At 42.6% G+C, this 16,828-nt stretch carries 19 protein-coding genes; 8 read left to right on the top strand and 11 right to left on the bottom strand.

Annotation, left to right across the window (positions count from 1 at the left end):
- Positions 1-21 precede the first annotated feature (21 nt).
- Complete coding sequence (locus M3212_RS19275; protein ID WP_251195582.1) at positions 22-1,062, bottom strand: NAD(P)-dependent alcohol dehydrogenase; 1,041 nt, start codon at positions 1,060-1,062, stop codon at positions 22-24.
- Positions 1,063-1,296: 234 nt separating this feature from the next.
- Here M3212_RS19275 and M3212_RS19270 point away from each other — a divergent pair, with 234 nt between their 5' ends.
- Positions 1,297-1,707 carry a MerR family transcriptional regulator gene (locus tag M3212_RS19270; protein ID WP_251195581.1) on the top strand — a complete coding sequence of 137 codons (411 nt, stop codon included), beginning with the start codon at positions 1,297-1,299 and terminating at the stop codon, positions 1,705-1,707.
- A 246-nt stretch (positions 1,708-1,953) separates the two neighbouring features.
- On the opposite strand, the gene M3212_RS19265 is transcribed toward M3212_RS19270, so the two are convergent.
- Positions 1,954-2,391, bottom strand: a complete 438-nt coding sequence (locus M3212_RS19265) for a VOC family protein (protein ID WP_251195580.1) — start codon at positions 2,389-2,391, stop codon at positions 1,954-1,956.
- A gap of 182 nt (positions 2,392-2,573) precedes the next feature.
- On the opposite strand from M3212_RS19265, the gene M3212_RS19260 reads away from it, so the two are divergent.
- The 3 genes from M3212_RS19260 to M3212_RS19250 are packed head-to-tail and all read left to right on the top strand — an operon-like array spanning position 2,574 to position 3,519.
- Entirely contained in the window at positions 2,574-2,774 is a 201-nt protein-coding gene (locus M3212_RS19260) for a hypothetical protein (protein WP_251195579.1), read from the top strand.
- An 11-nt stretch (positions 2,775-2,785) separates the two neighbouring features.
- Entirely contained in the window at positions 2,786-3,094 is a 309-nt protein-coding gene (locus M3212_RS19255; protein ID WP_251195578.1) for a spore coat protein, read from the top strand.
- Between the two features lie 44 nt (positions 3,095-3,138).
- Complete coding sequence (locus M3212_RS19250; RefSeq protein WP_251195577.1) at positions 3,139-3,519, top strand: YndM family protein; 381 nt, start codon at positions 3,139-3,141, stop codon at positions 3,517-3,519.
- Between the two features lie 187 nt (positions 3,520-3,706).
- On the opposite strand, the gene M3212_RS19245 is transcribed toward M3212_RS19250, so the two are convergent.
- The 4 genes from M3212_RS19245 to M3212_RS19230 form a co-directional block, all read right to left on the bottom strand.
- Complete coding sequence (locus tag M3212_RS19245; protein WP_251195576.1) at positions 3,707-4,324, bottom strand: YesL family protein; 618 nt, start codon at positions 4,322-4,324, stop codon at positions 3,707-3,709.
- Between the two features lie 33 nt (positions 4,325-4,357).
- Entirely contained in the window at positions 4,358-5,314 is a 957-nt protein-coding gene (locus M3212_RS19240) for a carbohydrate ABC transporter permease (RefSeq protein WP_251195575.1), read from the bottom strand.
- Positions 5,314-6,240 (bottom strand): carbohydrate ABC transporter permease, encoded by a 927-nt coding sequence (locus M3212_RS19235; protein WP_349774211.1) that lies wholly within the window; start codon positions 6,238-6,240, stop codon positions 5,314-5,316. Before M3212_RS19235 ends, M3212_RS19240 begins: the two co-directional genes overlap by 1 nt.
- Before the next feature lie 80 nt (positions 6,241-6,320).
- Complete coding sequence (locus M3212_RS19230) at positions 6,321-7,655, bottom strand: ABC transporter substrate-binding protein (protein ID WP_251195574.1); 1,335 nt, start codon at positions 7,653-7,655, stop codon at positions 6,321-6,323.
- A gap of 347 nt (positions 7,656-8,002) precedes the next feature.
- Here M3212_RS19230 and M3212_RS19225 point away from each other — a divergent pair, with 347 nt between their 5' ends.
- The 3 genes from M3212_RS19225 (at position 8,003) to M3212_RS19215 (ending at position 11,423) form a co-directional block, all read left to right on the top strand.
- Positions 8,003-9,634, top strand: coding sequence for a methyl-accepting chemotaxis protein (locus M3212_RS19225; protein ID WP_251195573.1), 1,632 nt, complete (start codon positions 8,003-8,005; stop codon positions 9,632-9,634).
- Between the two features lie 223 nt (positions 9,635-9,857).
- Positions 9,858-10,703, top strand: coding sequence for an STAS domain-containing protein (locus M3212_RS19220; protein ID WP_251195572.1), 846 nt, complete (start codon positions 9,858-9,860; stop codon positions 10,701-10,703).
- A gap of 54 nt (positions 10,704-10,757) precedes the next feature.
- On the top strand, positions 10,758-11,423 hold the full coding sequence (locus M3212_RS19215) for a DUF3885 domain-containing protein (RefSeq protein WP_251195571.1): 666 nt from the start codon (positions 10,758-10,760) through the stop codon (positions 11,421-11,423).
- Between the two features lie 140 nt (positions 11,424-11,563).
- On the opposite strand, the gene M3212_RS19210 is transcribed toward M3212_RS19215, so the two are convergent.
- Both M3212_RS19210 and M3212_RS19205 read right to left on the bottom strand, forming a co-directional pair.
- Positions 11,564-11,857: a hypothetical protein gene (locus M3212_RS19210; protein ID WP_251195611.1), complete on the bottom strand. Its 294-nt coding sequence runs from the start codon at positions 11,855-11,857 to the stop codon at positions 11,564-11,566.
- 263 nt (positions 11,858-12,120) lie between these two features.
- Complete coding sequence (locus M3212_RS19205; RefSeq protein WP_251195570.1) at positions 12,121-12,576, bottom strand: VOC family protein; 456 nt, start codon at positions 12,574-12,576, stop codon at positions 12,121-12,123.
- A gap of 77 nt (positions 12,577-12,653) precedes the next feature.
- Here M3212_RS19205 and M3212_RS19200 point away from each other — a divergent pair, with 77 nt between their 5' ends.
- Positions 12,654-13,571: a helix-turn-helix transcriptional regulator gene (locus M3212_RS19200; protein WP_251195569.1), complete on the top strand. Its 918-nt coding sequence runs from the start codon at positions 12,654-12,656 to the stop codon at positions 13,569-13,571.
- 191 nt (positions 13,572-13,762) lie between these two features.
- Here the strand turns inward: M3212_RS19200 and M3212_RS19195 are convergent, their stop codons facing one another.
- From M3212_RS19195 to M3212_RS19185, 3 genes are all read right to left on the bottom strand, one after another.
- Positions 13,763-15,043, bottom strand: coding sequence for a TRAP transporter large permease (locus M3212_RS19195; protein WP_251195568.1), 1,281 nt, complete (start codon positions 15,041-15,043; stop codon positions 13,763-13,765).
- Positions 15,040-15,600, bottom strand: coding sequence for a TRAP transporter small permease (locus tag M3212_RS19190; RefSeq protein ID WP_251195567.1), 561 nt, complete (start codon positions 15,598-15,600; stop codon positions 15,040-15,042). Before M3212_RS19190 ends, M3212_RS19195 begins: the two co-directional genes overlap by 4 nt.
- Positions 15,601-15,661: 61 nt before the next feature.
- Positions 15,662-16,714 (bottom strand): TRAP transporter substrate-binding protein, encoded by a 1,053-nt coding sequence (locus M3212_RS19185; RefSeq protein ID WP_251195566.1) that lies wholly within the window; start codon positions 16,712-16,714, stop codon positions 15,662-15,664.
- Between the last annotated feature and the right edge of the window lie 114 nt (positions 16,715-16,828).

Here is a 16,828-nt window from a genome sequence, read left to right as displayed (position 1 = left end):
GTTTATCTCATGATCACAAGCTTACATCGTACTAATATCAATAACAAAACAGTATTTGACATCCGACGCTAATACTCGTTTGTACGCCTCGTCAATTTGATCGGCAGATATGACTTCAACCTGAGGAGCAATGCTATGCTTCCCGCAAAAATCGAGCATTTCCTGTGTTTCGCGGATGCCGCCGATCATCGAGCCTGCAAAGGAACGGCGGTGGCCGATCAAGGAGAACGCGTTTACTTCTAGCGGCTCGGCAGGCGCACCGACGTTTACCAGCGTTCCATCGAGCGTTAACAGGGAAAGGTATGCACTAATATCAATTTTTGCACTGACGGTGTTAATGATCAAATCAAATGTACCGGCCAGCTTCTCGAATGTCTCCGGCTCGCTCGTCGCAAAGTAATTGACTGCCCCGAATTGCAGGCCGTCTTCTTTTTTCTTTAATGTTTGGGAGAGAATCGTCACTTCCGCCCCCATGGCGTGGGCGATCTTGACCGCCATATGACCAAGTCCTCCCATACCAACAACCGCCACCTTCTTACCTGGCCCGGCTCCCCAATGATTTAATGGTGAATATGTCGTAATGCCTGCGCACAGCAATGGTGCAGCCGCATCAAGTTCTATGTTATCAGGGATGCTCACGACAAAGTCCTCTGTTACAACAATATGAGTAGAATAACCCCCTTGCGTATACTCACCATATTTGTCGACACCAGCGTAGGTAGGGATATTGCCTTTCAGACAGTACTGTTCTTCCCCCTTACGGCAATTCTCACATTCGCCGCAGGAATCCACCATACAACCTACCCCTACCCGGTCACCAGCTTTATACTTTGTCACCTCGGCGCCAACATCGGTTACAATTCCGGCTATCTCATGTCCGGGTACGAGCGGATACTCGACCGGCCCCCACTCCCCATGTGCAGTATGAATATCAGAATGGCAGATTCCCGAATATTTAATTTCAATTAAAACATCATGCACATCAAGCTCGCGCCGCTTAATTTCAGCTGGGCGAAAGGATTTGTCCGGACCATCGACAGCCCGTGCTTTAGCCGTTATCATTGATAAAACCTCCCAAAATATAGACTGTAAAAGAGACTGATACGTTCTCTTCACAATATAATCGTAATACTTATAGCTAACTCTAGGTCAAGTAATTTATCAAAATAGTTCCAGCAGCCTTTTAGCCAGCTAGGCCGATTAAGCATGAACATTGACGGCTGACATATCCAATGATAGAATCCCCTCAAATCTAAAGTTAACTCGAAGTCTATCTGGGCTGAAGGGAGAGAAAAGATGAAGACCTATTCGATCAGCGAGGTTGCTAAAGAATTGAACCTTACAGTCTATACGTTGCGCTACTACGATAAGGAAGGACTTATTCCTTTTGTGGAACGGACAGCCGGGGGAAAACGGTTGTTTAAACAATCTGATATCAGTGCGTTAAAGGTGATTGAATGTTTGAAAGCGACCGGAATGCCGATTAAAGAGATAAAAAATTTCATTAACTGGTGCATGGAAGGAGATTCCACCCTGCAAAAAAGATATGAAATGTTCCTGGAACGAAAAGCCGCCGTCGAAGCAAAAATGAAGGAACTGCAACAAACAATGGAAGTGATCGAGCACAAATGCTCCTATTACAAAACAGCATTGGACGCCGGAACGGAAGATGTTCATCAAAACAATAAAATAGAGATGTTCAATTAATAGAAGAGCCCGGAGGAAAAGGTCATTGTTTTCCCGGGCTCTTCTACGTCCTGCTTTACTCTATTTATTTTCAAACCAAAAGGAGGGTAGCCTCGTCTGAGGTGAAACGTTCGTTATAGCCGCCCTGTTTATAAATCAATCATTTTCCCTTCAACTACAAAGGAAGCATAAACTCTCCTTTCAATTCAGCTCCATCAATTTCATAGTCATAACTATGATGATGATAGAAATTGAAGTTTAAATCGTTTAGTTGATTTGCTCTGCCAGCTCTAAAATAATTCCCTCAGGCCCACGAATATAGCATAATTTATAAGCGTTTTTATAGTCTTGTATCTCACCAATCAATTCTCCACCCTTCTTTTTTAATTTCATCACAAGGGCTTCCATATCTTCAACAGCGAAGGCAATATGGCGGATTCCCAATGTATTTGCCAAAGGGTGCTGTATCCCGGCTCCATCTGTCGGCGTGTGAAATTTCACCAGTTCTATATTTGCCTCACCGTCCGGCGTACGCAACATAGCAACTTCCTCTTTAACGTTCTGAAGACCTATGATCCGCTCCACCCACTCTCCTTCCACTTCCATCTCTCCCATCATTTCAAGGCCGAACTCAAGAAAAAATGCTTTCACCGCTGGAAGATCGTTGACGATGATTCCTACATGATCAATTCGATTGATTTTCATTTCCCACGCCCCCTTTACTACCCAGCTTATCACACAGCTCTCCGGCAAATTTCTTTCCGATTGCGTTAGATCTGTCACAAGCAAGAAGATAGTAACAATGCCCTGTTTTGCTTTAAGTTGTTTTGATTTTGTCCAGACGTGGTATCTCTCATTACTAAGTCACCACAGAAGGAGGTGTCACCTTGGCTCAACAGAAATACGCTGAACACGAACGGTTGGAAATCCATGAAATGATTACAGTCAAATCGGCATGCGCTGTAAAATCTGCGATGATGCAAGGCTTCGCATCCGATAAAAAGTTAAAAAGGCTTTTGGAAGAGGATGTGAAAGTATCTCAGCAGGCGATTACGGAATTAAAAGAGATTTTAGAAAAAGCCAAGTAGGAGGGTGAAGAATGGCCAGTATCTTAGATAAGGTAAACAACAAGGAAGTAATTAATGATGAAGTGATTGCAACCGACCTGTTAGTTTCTGCTAAGGCTGCTGTCCGGAATTATGCCGTCGCCCTGACGGAAATCGCCACACCGGAAGTACACAGCATCGTAAAAAAACAATTAAATGATGCGATTGATCTTCACCACAAGGTTGCGACGTATATGATTGAAAACGAAATGTACCATGCCTATGATATTAAGGAACAGTTGGATCACGACATCAAAAAAGCAAACAAGGCGCTTGACGTGCCTGTCAACAGCCAATCTTAAATTGGCGAACCGTAGAATCTAAAAAAGGAAAGGAGATATGCAAAATGGAACATTTAAAAGCTTTGATCATTAAATTTGCGATGATCACGCTCGTATTGTTCATCGTACTTGGTGTATGGGGTGTATCCTTTTCTAACATTCTGGTGACAAGCTTGATTTTAACAGCGGGAGCGTATGTACTTGGCGATTTATGGATCTTCCCTTCACTTGGCAATGGCGTCGCCACGATCGCTGATCTCGGACTGGCATTTGTCGGGATATGGGTCATAGGGGAGATGCTCTATCCGGCCGTCAACCTTCTGCTCGCGGCGCTCATTTCAGCAGTGATTATTGCCGGTGGCGAGTGGTTCTTCCATAAGTATATGGCAAGAAATGTGTTAGGACGCAACACCCGTCATGTAAGGAAAGAAGCGCAACGAGTTTAATAGGTCTCTATCAGCAAGGGGCCGGGACAAAGGTTTCTTTATCCTTTGCCCGGCCATTAAGTAATAAATGAGACCCACTAACCATTTAAACCCCGTCGCGAATGAAGCTGCTGCCAATACATCACAGCTCATTTTGCCTCATCCGCTTCCCACATAAAAGCAGCCCTGTCCAAGAGTGCAACCAAGGCTACAATACCCGTGAAGACAGAGTATATTTTTCCACCGTTAATGCAACCGCCTTTGACGCCAGTAAGCCAGGTACACTCATCGAGAAAAACAACAGGAGCGAAGGCCAATAGAGCAATACGGCCCCAAGAATAAGTAGTTGAAAGAGCAGGACGATGCTCACGAAAGGCCGGCTCAGGCTTACGACCAGAGCCGCCATATAAACCTTGTACCAGCTTCGTTGCAGGCGGACGTAGATTGGAAAGCAGTAAATGGAAAAAAGCAGGAAGACAACCGTTAACGTGTAAAGCATATATTTGAAAACAAGCATCCAGCTCTGCCCAAGAGAATCGATAAACCAAAGGTCTATGCCGATAATGAAGCCAATGATACAAAGAGGGACGCCGACCTTATAGCTCGTACCGAAATGCTGTTTAAAGCTTGCTTTGAATGTTTGATAAACAGGCAGGTCTCTCCCCTCTACCTCCCATTTGTAAATGACATCAAACAAGGCTGCCGTCGCCGGTATGACCGTGAAAACAGGAAGAGAGTAAAGAAGCCATGTCAGGTTCAAAGCCGCCAGTCGTGTCAGCCATTCCATTCCCCGAAATAACAATCCCGTTAGCCCCTTAGGCTCCATGATGTCACTTCCTTTCCTTCGTTTCTGGACTTGTTATCCCTTTGACCCCGCGGTCAAATCCATCCCTTCAATAAAGTATTTCTGGCAGATGAAGAACAAAACGATTACCGGGATTAACACCATCGTTGAGCCGGCCATTAAATAATTCCATTGCGTTGTCGTCTGACTAACAAAAGTCTGCAAGCCTATTTGCAGCGTATACATCGATTCATCGTGTACATAAAGCAACGGTCCAAGGAAGTCATTCCATACTCCATTAAACGAAAAAATAGCGACCGTCACTAAAGCCGGCTTCGTCAACGGCAGCATAATTTTTCTCCAAATGTAAAAATGGCTCGCACCGTCAATCTTCGCTGCTTCGATCAGTTCGTTACTAATCGACATATAAAACTGCCTCATCAAAAAAATGAAAAAGGCACTGCCAAAAAAGGCAGGAACAATCAATGGTAAGTATGTCCCGACCCAACCAAGCTTTGTAAAAAGAATGTATTGCGGAATCAATGTCACAAAGCCCGGAATCATCATCGTCGCTAAGACGAGGGCAAAGACAAAATTGCGTCCTGGAAATGATATTTTTGCAAACCCGTAGGCGATAAAAGAGTTGGACAGAATATTGCCCAGTACGACAAAAGCGGTAATAAATAACGTGTTTGCTGTATAGCGCAGGAAAGGAAATGCCTGCAACGTATCCAGATAGTTGGACCAGACGATTTCTTTCGGAAATATCGTCGGCGGAAATTGCATAATTTCCGACATTGGCTTTAATGATGTAATGACCATCCAGTAAATCGGGGTCAGCAGGACGATGCTGATCGCAATAAGCAGCAGCGAGATGACCGCGTGAGAGAGCCGTTTTTTCACTTTTCTGTTCTGAAAAAGCCTCCTCAGTTTAAGGGAGGGACTTGCCGCTTCAGCCTGTGATGTACGGTGACTGTTTACAGTCTGAGACGCCAGCTGTTCCTCACTCTGTACATAGTTTTTCGCTTCCATTATTGCCGCCCTCCTTCATAATGAACCCAGCGCGGTGCCAATTTAAGATTGATCACTGTCAGAACGAATACGATAAAAAACAGAATCCACGACATCGCCATCGCATATCCCATGTCAAAACCCACGAAAGCTTTATTCCACATATGCAGATTGTAAAACAGCAGAGAATTCGCCGGTCCGCCTGTTCCGTTTTCAGTCATTACATACGCTTCCTGAAAAATTTGGAAAGCACCAATTGTCGTCGTGACAACATCAAAGAAAATAATCGGCGTTATTAATGGCAAAGTAATATGCCGGAACCTCTTCCATGCGTTCGCCCCATCAAGCTCAGCGGATTCATAAAGCTGTGCAGGAACATTTTGCAATGTTGCCAAATAAAGCAGCATCGTGCCACCGATGCTCCAAAGCCTCATCATGATCAACGCCGGCTTTGTCCATTCCGGATCAAACAGCCATGACGGCCCCTCAATGTGAAACCAATTCAGCACGGTATTAATCAGCCCGGTCGATGGTGACAGCAACTGCATCCATAATATGTACACGGCTACCCCAGAAAGCACAGCCGGCAAGTAAAAGATCGTTCGATAGACTTTCATTCCTTTTATCTTCTGGTTTAACAGAACCGCCATCAACACTGCTCCGAGCGCCGTCAACGGAACGATAAACACGACATAATAAAGCGTATTAAGCAGTGACGTCCAGAATAGCTTGTCCGCTGTAAACATTTGTTTATAGTTATTCAACCCGATAAAATCCATTCGCGACGTAATATTATAGTTCGTGAAGCTCCCAATTAACGAGAACAGCATGGGACCTAACATAAACAGGCAGAAACCAATAATAAATGGGGAGATGAATAACCAGCCCCATAATGTTTCCCGCCTGCGTAACGACAGTCTGTTCAATCCGATTATCTTTCCTCCCACTTTTCTTCCCCGCTTTTCGATAGAATATGGAAATGAAACGGGCTACCACATCTTTATCCGGGTAACCCGTACATTGACTGTTATTGATGCTGCTGTACTAACCCTTCGACGGCCTCCTGCGATTTAGCCAAGCCTTCCTCCGGGCTCAGTCTGCCTAATAAAATTTCGTCAATATAAGAGTTGTGAAGCGAGTTATAGTCCGGTGCAGTTAACGGTACAGGCGTTAAAACAGTCCATTCCAAATTTTGATGGGCCAGCTCATATACCATTCGTTCTTCCTCTGTTAAATCAGCACGTTCAGCCAGTCTTTCATTGGCATGCTGATTTGCCATCACATCAAACCCGTTCGCTCCCCAAAATTCCTGAGGGGCATTGTCTGTTACATATTTGATAAACTCCCACGATGCCTCCGGATGCTCAGCTCCATAAGGAATTTCAGCGACAAACCCGCCGCCCCAGGAGTGGTGACCGGAACCTTCGCTTCTCTCAGGTAACGGGGCAACTCCAAAATTGAGCTCCCCAGCATGCTCTTTCAGACTTGTAAAATTGTTGATGTTTTGGCCACGCATCGCCACTAGACCTGAGACAAAAGGATCAGCAATCCCGGAACCGAATTCCGCTTGATAGCGCTCAATCGTGTCCCTGCCGATTCTCTCCTGCCAATCAACGATCCAGTTCAACGCTTCTACTTTTTCTGGGGTATGAATCGCAACTTCCCCATCCTCGTTAAACCAGCCTGTCCCATTATCCGCATTCAAGCTCCATACATCTGCCCCGAGATCCCACAATGGATAAAACCCGATTGTTTCCCATTGGTCTCCGTTTTTCTTATCGAGAGCAGCCGCGGCCTCCTCCAGCTCCTCCCATGTCGTTGGCGGACTATCCGGGTCCAGTCCCGCTTCTTCAAACATATCCTTATTGTAAAAAAGCACCTGTGTATCCGTGTTAAATGGCAGCGCATAGGCTTCCTCTTCATATAAAACAGCATCCCATAAATGCGGGTAAAAACGCTCCTGAATTTCTTCGCTTTCCTGCTCAATGAACGGCTGTAAATTAACAGCCTGATTCGCTTCCGCCCGCTGCCTTACCGAGTTAATATCCTGAATGATGACATCCGGCGGATTCCCTGCCGCGATCGCAGCTAAAGACTTCGTCCAAATGTCGCCCCATGGTTGATAGACATGCTTCACATGGATCTCATTTTGCATTTGATTAAAATCGTCCACGATCTTTTCAATAATCGGACGCCGCTGTTCAGAACCCCAGAACGTCCAGAATTCAAGTTGTACCACTCCTTCTGCCTGCACATTTTCTTCGTCACTCGAAGTATTCCCCGTTTCACAGGCAGAAAGCAAGACAGCGACTCCTCCCAATACCAGAATGGAAACAAAAAAAGAAAGCAACCTGTTTTTCATCTGTCATTCCCCTTTTGCAAGTTTATGTTCCGCAAGGTTTCTTTCTTATTACTTCTCCATCCGTTTAGATTTGAGAAAGAATGCTACTTCGTCTTATGTACAATTTTAAAAGAAACCCGGCAAACTAATTGTTTACTTCCCCTTCTTCTTCTCTTCAAACCAAATTTCACAGTTTTTCAAAGTTAATAGGAATAAAGATCCGAACCTAATTGAACGCCAAATCTACATTAGGCCCTCTTACTCAATAGAAAAAGCCTCAGGCTCGTTCAATTACGAATAAAGAAACAGGACTTTTGTAAAAAACATAGAACATTTCTATAAATAGGGAATAAAGGGGATGGTCAATGATGAGTCGATTGCTTACTTCTTCTCATGCAAAAAAAGGACTGCAAAAGGTACGGAATGTCGCTAAATTAATACAGGGCAGGCTCGATCCCACAAAATCATTAGAAAGCCAGGCTGAAGCTATTCGCAAGATTTTGGATGCTGAATTAGAACAGGATGAGTTTTTCGTTATTGTAGACCATTCTGGAAAGGGCATTGTTCATACGAACAGATTACGCGAGGGGACCTATTTCACTGACGACGTCGGGCTTAAAGCCGCCCGGTCCGCGCAGCCGCTCCTTCAGCTATATCCGAGAAATACAGGCGAAGTTTTGATTGACGCCTCATGTCCGCTATTTCAGGATAAGAATGGAAAACAATATAGCTTAAGAATGGGGAGATTAATTCACAAGCCGTTTCTCGGCTTGCTTTTTGCTACTTTAAATGGCGTTGCGGCTCTTTCAGCGGGAATAGCATCAAGGCTGGTCGGCGGCACAACATCAGACATGATCATTGTTTTTCTGTGCACATTTGGTACCGCTTTCATTTTTAGTCTCTTTTTCCATCGTATTCTGATCAGCCATTTAAGAAGCTGGTACGCCGTAACCCGTTCGATTTCCTCCGGTGACCTGAGTGCGGAAGTTAAGACGGTCGGCCGAAGAAACGAGTTTCATCAAATTGGCTATGAAATCAATAAAGTCATTTTAGGCTTTCGCTCCATTATAAAAAGCATCGAAAGCTCGATCAAGACCGTTAGCCATATCAGTGATGAACAGGAAGCCGCTTCACAACGGTTATCAGCTGCCTTTCAGCAAATATCCGCAACGATGCAAACCTTTCAAGGCGGCTCGGAGCAGCAGCAAGGATCAGTGAATCTCGCCCACCAAATGGTGAATGAAATGATGAAGAAGGCAGGCAGCATGGCCAATGAAGTAAACAAAGCGGTTACCGGCGCCGACCAAGCACTTATCACCGCTAAAAAAGGAGAGGACGCGGTACTCTCCACCACCACGATAATGAGAACGATTGAGGAAGATGTAAAGTGTACGGCAGAAAAGATTAAAAAAATTGCCGATGAAGCGGATGCAGTGATGAATAAAGTATCATCAATTACTGATATTGCCGAACAAACAAATTTGCTTGCCCTAAATGCATCTATTGAAGCAGCCCGCGCCGGCGAAGCCGGGAAAGGTTTCGGTGTGGTGGCGACAGAGGTAAGGAAGTTAGCCGAAGGAACAAATGAATTCGCCAAGGATGTCTTGTCCTCCTTACAGCACACCCAGCGTGATCTAAGCGACGCCGTTCTCCAGGTCGAAAATAATATGAGCTTTATTAAGAACGGCATGAAGACCGTGTCCTTCGCCGGTCAGACGATCTCGGAGTTAAAGGAAAGTTCCCTAAAGACAAAGGAGTTGGTCGAAAACAACCAAACCTTTGCTCATGATGTGATGGCAGAAGGGAAAAAGCTTGAGCAAATTATGAAAGAGATTAATAGCATCGCCCATGACTTTACGAATATGATTCAGGAAACATCTTCAACGATGGAAACGAACGTGGCAGGGATCCAAACACTGGCCAATGATTCTGCCTTACTCGCGACTGAAGTAGCCCAATTAACTAAAATTGTCGAACGCTTTCGTTATTCCTCAAAGTAAATCCTTTAAGCAGCTTCCTGATAAACCATTAGCAGGAAGCTGTTGCCGTATTTTTGCTTCTGACTAATTGGAGGAAGGTCCAGGAGGTAAGACGGTCCTTCCTATCTCCCTTCTTATTTCTTCTTGTCCTCATCGTAAAGTCTCCCTTATCATTGAGGTAAGACATTTCCTACATATTGAATAATGGAGTCACTAAAGTTAAATTTACTGAGGAGGTTGAATAATGGAAAGAAATAAAGAACTATATGATTATTTTTTCAACAGGACTACGCAGTTAACTGAAAACTGGTATCAATCTCTTGATAAAAGTGATCCATCGGGTATCTACGTTTCCACCAACCCGGATATCATTAAAAAAGTAAAAGAACAAAATACCGAATTTCATAGACGCTTTTGTACATTATTCATCGAGGATGAAGAGACCTTTTTACATTACCTTAAAGATTGGATCATTTCGATCGCAAAAGATGAAGAACATTTTAAAACCCCAATTCATTTCATATTACGTGAGTTCTTCCACACCCAGGAGCAGTATCTCGACCTGATTCAAGAATTTGTTCAGCACGATACTAATCGGTATTCAGCGGAAGAGGTTGAGTCCTGGAGACGTAGGATTACACAAGCGTTCAGCCGCATCATTACCGAGTTTACGGAGGAATATGACAAGTTCTCAAAAGCAATGCTTGCTGCACAGGAGGAAACGATAAATGAGCTAAGCTCCCCTGTTATTTCACTTAGTGATAAGGTAGCTCTCCTTCCACTAGTTGGAAACATCGATAGCGTCCGCGCAAAATATGTGCTAAAAAATACGTTAGAACAATGTAAAATAAGGCGGATCAATCAGCTGTTAGTTGATTTGTCGGGTGTGGTAACAATTGACCGGCTTGTAGCCCAGAAGCTGTTTCAATTAATTGACGCTCTGAATTTAATTGGTGTCTCATGTACTCTTTCAGGGATGAGGGCGGAATTAGCTCCAACTGTCATTGAAATGGGAATTGATTTTGATAAAGTAACAATCGTTTCAAGCCTGACACAGGCTATAAACTCTCAAGATTTCATCTCCCATTAACATCGTTCATCGTACGCATTTTTTAACCTATCTTAGATTAGTCGGAGGAACATAATGATAGACATTCTATCCCACTTCATGAAAGAGCATTTTCCTAACCTTGCTCTAAGACCACCTCTATTTTATTCATGGAAATTTGCCATCCGATTTGAAATTTCCATGCCTTCGGTGCAGCATGAAGACAAGAACAACCTTCTTCAAATAGAAGAAAGAATGAATCGTATTTTCAATTACGTTTTTCAAGATACCGATGAACTGATACTGGTCACTGATATTCATTGTGAGAGGAACAATCCCTTTTTACAAAAAAGACCAACAAAGATCTATCAAAAATATATAACAGACAAGGAACGAAGGCGAAAATTGCAGCATAGGGTTGGACCAAGTGTTTTCTTGGAAGATGGGGAAGATGATGAAGAAATGGTTACGCACCGCTTTGCTCTCTCGTGTAAAAAAAGTGACGTTCGTTATAAACCACTCTTACGTGCCCTTAGTTATGAGGATTTTCCCCATCCATGTCAAATACTAAAAGGGCTCTACCGTCCTGGTATTGACATTTATTTTGTAAATCTTACAAGGAACATGATTTATCACCTATACGATGACCGGGGCTGTGACGTTATCGCCTCAAGGAAGGAAGATTTGCATTCACTTTATGAAGAGCTAAATGATTGGATGTTAGACGATGACCGGGAACAGATTGATAAGCTATTCAAATAATCGATTTGTTTGATCATAATAAGAAGTCTTTGAGCTGAAGAATTGCCCTCATACTTGGCCTGTAATCGTCATTTTTACAGGCTGAGCCTTTACCCAGGGAGTTGATTCTGCCCTTAGTACATGGCTGCTTTTTTATTCATTTACTCCTTCCTGCTATACATTTCATAAGCAAAATAGCCAACTAATAAACCTGCACCGGCCCCTAAACTAATAATAGACAGGAACGGGATTTGGACGAACATGCTAACAATCACACTAATGGCCGTACCTGCCAGCATCCCCAATGGTATTAAACTATCTAACAGGGATTGCGCGCTTTTCGATTTTTTCTGACCGAGAGTGCCTTGTTTATGTTTAGCTTGCAGCCTTTTAATCACAAAGGCTGCAATCCCCGCTACTACGATAAGAGGGAATAGTATACGCGCCATTTCCATTATTGAGCCCATGTAAAAAACCCCGCTCCCTTTAACATTTTTCATTTCTGGCATTGTCACACGTGCAAAACTGAAATTTGAAGAATACAGTCCTATCAGGTTAGAAAAAGTGAATGGGATTTATGTGAGTGAATGTCTGAAAGGAACGGAATAGACGAACAACTTAAAAAATGCCAACCAACTATATAGGAGCCTGGCTCTACCTATATCTTAGCAGAAATAAGCCCTGGATACCTAAATCTCAGGGCTTTTAATAGACAAGTCTATTTTAAGAAGTTATCCAGAAACTTACTCGCATCACTATTGAACTTCCACATCACCCCGAATTGATCAATTACGATTCCAAAACTTGCTGACCATGGTGTTGACGATAACGGCATGATCACCGTCCCCCCTTCCACAAGCTTTTCAAAGCTTCGTGCATTCATTTCTGGATCAGCATCAATGATACTGATTAACACGCTATTTCCCTTTGTGATTTCTCCCATCACAGCCTGCATCGACGGCGGTACATCAGAGAGCATTAAACTGTTGCCAAAGAACTCAATACGTGCTTCCATAATCATGTTTTGCTCTTCTGCCGTCATCGGGGCATTTGGATTTTGAACGAAAGCATCAAACCTGACTTTTTGCACACTTGTTGCTTGTAATGCCTCTTCATAAAAGGATAACACCTCTTCTGCTTCCCCATTAAATTGTAAATATGTGATTGATTTCATTATTGATTCCCTCCTTTTTATAGTTGAAGTATAATGGGATATAGGCGACATATGTATGTCGTATATGGGAGGTTACTATGAAAAAGATTGAGCGGCTTATCTCTATCGTCATGATCTTGTTACAACGAGAAGTTGTTCCGGCATCAGAATTCAGTCGGCTTTTTCATGTAACGAGACGCACGATTCAGCGTGATATGGAAGCATTAAGTTATGCGAACATCCCTATTTATGCGGAATATGGAGCAGAAGGGGGATATGCGCTGATGGAAGAATATAAATTCGATAAACGACTACTGAATCAACAGGATATCGAAAATATCCTCGTAGCTTTAGGCGGCTTTGAGCAACTGATTCAAAACCAGGAAATTCAAGCTACTATACAAAAAATCAAAGGAATGACCAGCGCAGATATTTCTCCCAAACTAGATTTATCTTTTTACGATTGGCCGGGAAGGAGAGAAATGAAGGAAGATATTTCTTTGATCAGGCAAGCAATCGAGAACCACCAGCTAGTAAAAATTGAATATGTCGACCAAAAGGGAAACAAAACTGCCAGAGTCGTCGAACCTTATAAGATGCAGGTAAGTGAGATGCAGTGGTACCTGTTCGGTTACAGCGTGGAACGAAACGACTACCGGACATTTAAATTAGCGAGGATATTACATATTGAAAAAGGTGGCTTTTTTACCCCACGGACTGATCCCGAGCTTATAGAACAAACACAGCGCAACGAACCACCTTTGGTTCGTGTTCAGCTAATGCTAGATGTTTCTGTCAGAGATCAATTTATCGAACGCTACGGAAAGAGGGCGGTTACGAAAGAGCCATCAGGCAGTTACCTGACGACCATTGAACTACCGGAGAGCCCTTTTGCCTATCAGTTTTTAGCCGGCTTCGGTAACAAAGTTAAAATTATAAAACCAAACGATTACATTGAAAAATACGTCACCTTTTTGGATCAGGCGGTAGATCTGTACAGACAGCCAAAAAAGTAAACATTTTCATAATGACGCTACCAGCACTCTTTTTGGAGCTGCAAATCTATGATTTCGTCCCGGCGCGATCTCATCTACATAAGAAGATTTATTATCACTGCCCCAAATACGCCTAACCCCGTCCTGATATTAGACGGGGTTTTGTTTAAATCTTAGTTTTTTATTACCAATGAAACAATATCCCTTTTGCATTACCTTAAAATACTCGGCAGATATAATGATATACTCGGAATAAAGGTTACTAACAGCAAAACCACGATCATGACAAAAATCCATGGAATGATCGATTTAGCGAGAGTTTCATATGAGACATTACTTACTTTTGTTGCCATAAATAAATTGGCACCCAATGGTGGTGTAATAAACCCAATTGCCAAGTTTAGAACCATAATCAAACCAAAATGAACTGGGTCCACTCCAACCGCTGTGACGATAGGCAACAGTATTGGGGTCAAGATCACAATAGCCGCATTGGTCTCCATGAATGTACCCGTAATCAGTAAAAGAACATTGATTAATAGCAGAATCACTATCATGTTTGTTCCGATATCTATAATAAAACTTGAGATTGTTACTGGTAGCTGTGTTACCGTAAGGATTAATCCAAAACCAGCGGACATCCCAATAATAAGCAGAACCGCAGCGCTTAGCATACAGGCATTAAAAGCAAAGTAGGGAAGCTCCGTTATCTTTATTTCCTTATAAACAAAGACACTGAGAATAATCCCATATATACAAGCAGCTCCAGCAGCTTCAGTTGGTGTAAATATCCCACCATATATTCCACCAAGTACAATAACCGGCACAAGCAGAGCCGGAATTGCTTTGAGAAAGATGACAAAAGCTTCTTTTACCGTGTACTGATTTTCTTCACCTTTATATTTATGCTTATTTGCATAATAAAGAGTAAACGTAATCAATGCAATTCCTACTAACAATCCGGGGCCTATTCCAGCGGCAAACATCTGTGTTACTGAAACGCCCGCGGTAACAGCGTAAATAATCATTGTTACACTGGGAGGAATTAACGTACCAACAGTTCCTGAAGTAGCTACTAAAGCAGTTGCAAAAGGAGGGGCATACCCTTTTGCTATCATAGCCGGTATCATAATTAACCCGATAGCAGCTACAGTGGCCGATCCAGTTCCCGAGATCGCAGCAAAAAACAAACATGCAATTACGGTAACAACACCTAACCCTCCTGTTATCCTTCCAAAAAATATATTAGCCAAATTCAGTAACCGTTTAGCTATCCCCCCTCTACCCATAATATCCCCTGCGAACGCAAATAGCGGCACTGCCAGAAGAGGAAAGTTATTTAATCCTTCTATCATTCTTTGAGTAAACGTGTCCATACCTATAATGTTTGTCCCTAAAATTGTTACAACAGACGAAAGACCAAGTGCTATTCCAATCGGTACGGAAAGCAGGAGAAACAAGATGAACGTGCCAAATAAAAGTAAGAATGTCATTTTCTCTCCTCCTTTGCCAGAGACCGCGTAAAGATGTTTTCCCTGTCCAGACCTGCTCTTTCTCTAAAGGACTTAATAGGCTGTTTTACATTCTTCACTTTCCACCAAATATTTTGAATCAAGCGCAGATTTATTAGCAAAAAACCGATTACCCCTGCACCGTACATGACATTCATCGTAATATCCAAACTGGCCGATTTAATATTATATTCCATAGTAGATAAAGATACTCGAATGACCGAAATGAAAATGATGATGGAGAATATTAAAAATAATAAATCAGCTAAAATAAGCAATGCTTTTTGTACACTGGACTTAAATTGGTTAACAAACAAATTTATATTAATATGAGCCTGATTACGGGTAGCATAGGAGAAGCTAAAGTACATGATCCAAATAAATATAAATCTAGCTAACTCTTCAGCCCCTGAAAACCCTGTATTAAATCCAAAACGGAGTACCACTTGTAAAGAAATAAGCAGGGTCATGGCGAAAAATAGAACAACAATGAAGATCGGTTCTAAATTCTTCTCTAACCATAGAAACGTCCTTTTCACATTCTCATCCCCCTCCCTTAAAGCCCGAAAAATACTTAATATAGATGCTCATGTGGTGAAATTAATGCCTTTCTTCTTCTACTTGTTCCATAAACTCCTCATACAGTTCTGCCCCTACTTGACTTATGATATCTTCCCTAATTGCTTCATTCATAACTTCGCCCATTCTGTCTCTTTCTTCTAATGACACTTCATTTATTTGCACACCCTCTTGCTCCAGCATCGCTAACGTTTCCTCTTCCAGCTGAGTCATAAGATCACGTTGCATCTCAATGGCCTTGCTTGCTTCCGCTAAAATAAGTTGCTTATCGTCTTCAGATAAAGACTCCATAAAGCTCTTGTTTGCATACCAAAGATAAGGGGTGTAAATATGGTTCGTTACAGATAAATAATCCTGTGCTTCAAAAAACCTCTCATCGTAAAAACTTATAGTTGCACTTTCTTGACCATCAATTAAACCCTGTTGTAAGGAAGTGAACATTTCAGCCCAATCTATACTTGTAAGGGAGACACCAAGTGATTCCCACCCCTTAATTTGTATAGGGTTATAGCCTCTTATTCTTAAACCGCTAACGTCCTCTTTCGTTTCGATAGGTCTTGAATTATTCGAGAAGTTCCGAAAGCCAATTTCCATGAACCCTATTCCAGTTAATCCGTTTGGCTCCAAAACATTGAGTAAATTTTGTACTGCTTCTCCATCTAACACGCGATGAGCATGGGGAGCATCCTCAAACATATAAAAACTATTAAACACTTGGAATTCCGGGATTGAAGTGTAGTGTACGGTCGCCCCCAATGACATCTCTAAATCCCCCCGACGGGTTTGTTCCATCATCTCAGCGGCATTTCCTAATTGAGCATGCGGAAAGATCTCCACCTTGATCCTCCCCTCTGAAGCGCTTTCAATATTTTCTTTAAATGTTTCTAGCGCGACATTTGAAGGGTGGTCTGCTGAACTGTCATGCCCAATTCTTAAAAAAACTTCTTCTTGACCGTTCGCACCTGTTTCACTTTCAATTGAACCCTGACAACCAACTAACAAGCTGAGCAACAAGAAACTCCCTATACCAATAATAAGATTTTTCATATATTTACCTAACCGAGTCAATTTCATAATTTGAACCCTTAGTCTCGCAAGGTTTTCAAGGCACGAAAAAAGGAGTACCTCCCCAAAAGTCGAATGAGTTAAGTGACGAAACAAAACTACAGACTGGAGGAAGACTCCCTA

The sequence above is a fragment of the Halalkalibacter oceani genome (assembly GCF_023715705.1).
GTDB lineage: Bacteria > Bacillota > Bacilli > Bacillales > Bacillaceae_D > Halalkalibacter > Halalkalibacter oceani_A.
This window is presented reverse-complemented; position numbering and strand designations above follow the sequence as displayed.

Bases quoted from the DNA above. Each gene is read 5' to 3' on its own strand.
- M3212_RS19275 (WP_251195582.1), bottom strand. From the start codon at position 1,062: ATGATAACGGCTAAAGCACGGGCTGTCGATGGTCCGGACAAATCCTTT.
- M3212_RS19270 (WP_251195581.1), top strand. From the start codon at position 1,297: ATGAAGACCTATTCGATCAGCGAGGTTGCTAAAGAATTGAACCTTACA.
- M3212_RS19265 (WP_251195580.1), bottom strand. From the start codon at position 2,391: ATGAAAATCAATCGAATTGATCATGTAGGAATCATCGTCAACGATCTT.
- M3212_RS19255 (WP_251195578.1), top strand. From the start codon at position 2,786: ATGGCCAGTATCTTAGATAAGGTAAACAACAAGGAAGTAATTAATGAT.
- M3212_RS19250 (WP_251195577.1), top strand. From the start codon at position 3,139: ATGGAACATTTAAAAGCTTTGATCATTAAATTTGCGATGATCACGCTC.
- M3212_RS19245 (WP_251195576.1), bottom strand. From the start codon at position 4,324: ATGGAGCCTAAGGGGCTAACGGGATTGTTATTTCGGGGAATGGAATGG.
- M3212_RS19240 (WP_251195575.1), bottom strand. From the start codon at position 5,314: ATGGAAGCGAAAAACTATGTACAGAGTGAGGAACAGCTGGCGTCTCAG.
- M3212_RS19230 (WP_251195574.1), bottom strand. From the start codon at position 7,655: ATGAAAAACAGGTTGCTTTCTTTTTTTGTTTCCATTCTGGTATTGGGA.
- M3212_RS19225 (WP_251195573.1), top strand. From the start codon at position 8,003: ATGAGTCGATTGCTTACTTCTTCTCATGCAAAAAAAGGACTGCAAAAG.
- M3212_RS19220 (WP_251195572.1), top strand. From the start codon at position 9,858: ATGGAAAGAAATAAAGAACTATATGATTATTTTTTCAACAGGACTACG.
- M3212_RS19215 (WP_251195571.1), top strand. From the start codon at position 10,758: ATGATAGACATTCTATCCCACTTCATGAAAGAGCATTTTCCTAACCTT.
- M3212_RS19210 (WP_251195611.1), bottom strand. From the start codon at position 11,857: ATGGAAATGGCGCGTATACTATTCCCTCTTATCGTAGTAGCGGGGATT.
- M3212_RS19205 (WP_251195570.1), bottom strand. From the start codon at position 12,576: ATGAAATCAATCACATATTTACAATTTAATGGGGAAGCAGAAGAGGTG.
- M3212_RS19200 (WP_251195569.1), top strand. From the start codon at position 12,654: ATGAAAAAGATTGAGCGGCTTATCTCTATCGTCATGATCTTGTTACAA.
- M3212_RS19195 (WP_251195568.1), bottom strand. From the start codon at position 15,043: ATGACATTCTTACTTTTATTTGGCACGTTCATCTTGTTTCTCCTGCTT.
- M3212_RS19185 (WP_251195566.1), bottom strand. From the start codon at position 16,714: ATGAAATTGACTCGGTTAGGTAAATATATGAAAAATCTTATTATTGGT.